This is a genomic window from Mesorhizobium sp. 128a (assembly GCF_053848025.1).
Map to the genome: position 1 here is coordinate 1 of NZ_JBSPKY010000064.1, position 2501 is coordinate 2501.

Sequence of the window (2501 nt, forward strand, 5' to 3'; positions counted from 1 at the left end):
CCTGTTGATTTTCACTGAGAACTGACCCGGCATTTCCACCGAGATTTGACCCGCCTTTCATGTATGTTTCGGTTCGGGGTTGAGGGTCAAGGTTCTGGCTTTCTCCTTTGCTTTTTTAGGCTCGTGTGCGGAGCTGTTCTTGAACCGGAAGCTGTCGTTTCCGGTTTCCAGGATGTGGCAATGATGCGTCAGCCTGTCGAGAAGCGCCGTTGTCATCTTGGCGTCGCCGAAGACACTGGCCCACTCGCTGAAGCTGAGGTTGGTGGTGATGATGACGCTTGTGCGCTCGTAGAGTTTGCTCAGCAGATGGAAGAGCAATGCTCCACCTGATGCACTGAACGGCAGATAGCCAAGTTCGTCCAGAATCACGAGATCGGAATGCACGAGGCGATTGGCGATCTGGCCGGATCTCCCCTGTGCCTTCTCCTGTTCCAGCACATTGACCAGTTCGAGCGTCGAGAAGAAGCGAACCCGTTTGTGATGATGCTCGATGGCCTGCACACCGAGAGCGGTCGAAATATGGGTTTTGCCTGTTCCAGGGCCGCCGACAAGCACAATGTTGTGGGCCTCATCGACAAACTCGCCGCGATGAAGTTGCCGCACCAGTGCCTCGTTTATCTCGCTGCTGGCGAAGTCAAAGCCATTGAGATCGCGATAGGCTGGAAAGCGTGCCGTCTTGAGCTGGTAGGCTGTCGATCTGACCTCGCGTTCCGCCGTCTCGGCTTTGAGCAGTTGCGACAGGATCGGAATGGCGGCTTCAAATGCAGGCGCTCCCTGTTCGGTGAGTTCGCCTACAGCTTGCGCCATGCCGTGCATCTTCAGGCTCCGGAGCATGATGACGATTGCGCCGCTGGCAGGGTTATGACGCATGGCGCACCTCCAAAGCCTTCCTCAAGGCGTCGTAGCGCTCGACGTTGGCTTTCGGCTCATTGGTGAGCGCCAAAGCCTGAGGAGCACTGATGGTCGGAGGCGTAAGCGATTTGCCGTCGACGAGCCGATGGAGAAGGTTCAGCACATGCGTCTTAGTTGGAACGCCGGCTTCCAACGCCATCTCCACGGCAAGGAGCACGGCCTGCTCGTCGTGTTGCAGGACAAGTGCCAGGATCTCGACCATCTCGCGATCACCGCCCGGCTTCTTAAGCAAATGCTGCTGCAACGACCTGAATGCATCGGGAAGTTCGGCGAACGGTGCTCCGTTGCGAAGGGCGCCTGGCTTGCGCTGAACGACAGCCAGAAAGTGCCGCCAGTCATAGATCGTCTGTCCTGGTCGATCATGCGAACGATCGATGATGCGGCGATGCTCGCAGAGGATCAGGCCCTCTGCTGCGACGACGACACGATCCGGATAGACCCGAAGGCTCACGGGCCGATTGGCAAAGGACGCCGGAACGCTATAGCGGTTGCGCTCCAGATGCACGAGACAGGTCGGGGAGACCCGCTTGGTGTATTCGACAAAGCCGTCGAAGAGACGGGACGCCGGCATGAGAGCCTGGGCTTCCTCAGCCCAGATATCGGCAATGGTGCCGCGCATTTTTCCATGCGGGGTCTTGTGCCAAAACTCCTTGCATCGAAGCTCCAGCCAGTCGTTCAGGGCATCCAGCGATGGAAAGCGTGGCAGTGGTTGCCACAGTCGATGACGCGCATCCTGGACGTTCTTCTCGACCTGTCCCTTCTCCCAGCCAGAGGCCGGATTGCAGAACTCAGGCTCGTAGAGATAGTGGCTGGCCATTGCCATGAAGCGGACGTTGACGTCGCGCTCCTTGCCGCGGCCGACCTTGTCGATCGCGGTCCGCATATTGTCATAGATGCCGCGCCGGGGAACGCCGCCAAAGGCACGAAAGGCATGATTGTGGGCGTCAAACAGCATCTCGTGCGTCTGCAACAGATAGGCCCGGACGATGAAGGCCCTGGAATAACTGAGCTTGGTATGGGCCACCTGCAGCTTGGTGCGTTCATGGCCGATGATTGCCCAGTCCTCGGACCAGTCGAACTGGAATGCTTCACCAGGGTCAAACGAAAGCGGCACGAATGTCCCGCGCCCTGTCGTCTGTAATTCCCTCTGCAGATCCGCTTTCCACTCCCGAGCGAAAGCAGCAACACGACCGTAAGAGCCCTCATAGCCAAGGCTAAGCAGATCGGCATGAAGTTGCTTGATCGTGCGTTTCTGTTTGCGGTTCTTTTTGGCTTCCGTCCTCAGCCAGGCCGACAAACGGTCGGCAAACGCGTCAAGCCTGCTCGGCCGCTCTGGAACCTTGAACTTCGGCTCCACCTCGCCCACCCGCAGGTATTTGCGCACCGTATTCCGCGACAGGCCGGTCCTACGGCTAATCTCTCGGATCGATAAATGCTCTCGAAAATGCCAGCGTCGGATCACGCTCAATAATGCCATGTCGATCACTCCGTAATCCCCGCTGAAAAAACGCAGGGTAAGGTTCAAACATGGGTCAATTCTCGGTGGAAATATCCTGTGTCGCCGGGTCAGTTCTCAGTGGCAATCAACA

General features: G+C 57.7%; 2 protein-coding genes. Both read right to left on the bottom strand.

All coding sequences use genetic code 11. From position 1 onward, the window contains the following. Positions 1 to 57 precede the first annotated feature (57 nt). A complete protein-coding gene (gene istB / locus ACWTU9_RS33010; protein ID WP_455861983.1) occupies positions 58 to 870 on the bottom strand; it encodes an IS21-like element helper ATPase IstB in 813 nt (270 codons plus the stop codon). Continuing rightward, positions 860 to 2389: an IS21 family transposase gene (istA, locus tag ACWTU9_RS33015; protein WP_455861984.1), complete on the bottom strand. Its 1530-nt coding sequence runs from the start codon at positions 2387 to 2389 to the stop codon at positions 860 to 862. The genes istB and istA overlap by 11 nt, the downstream gene beginning before the upstream one ends. Positions 2390 to 2501 lie beyond the last annotated feature (112 nt).

Excerpts from the sequence above, each read along its gene's own strand:
- istB (WP_455861983.1), bottom strand. The coding sequence starts at position 870 with ATGCGTCATAACCCTGCCAGCGGCGCAATCGTCATCATGCTCCGGAGC.
- istA (WP_455861984.1), bottom strand. The coding sequence starts at position 2,389 with ATGGCATTATTGAGCGTGATCCGACGCTGGCATTTTCGAGAGCATTTA.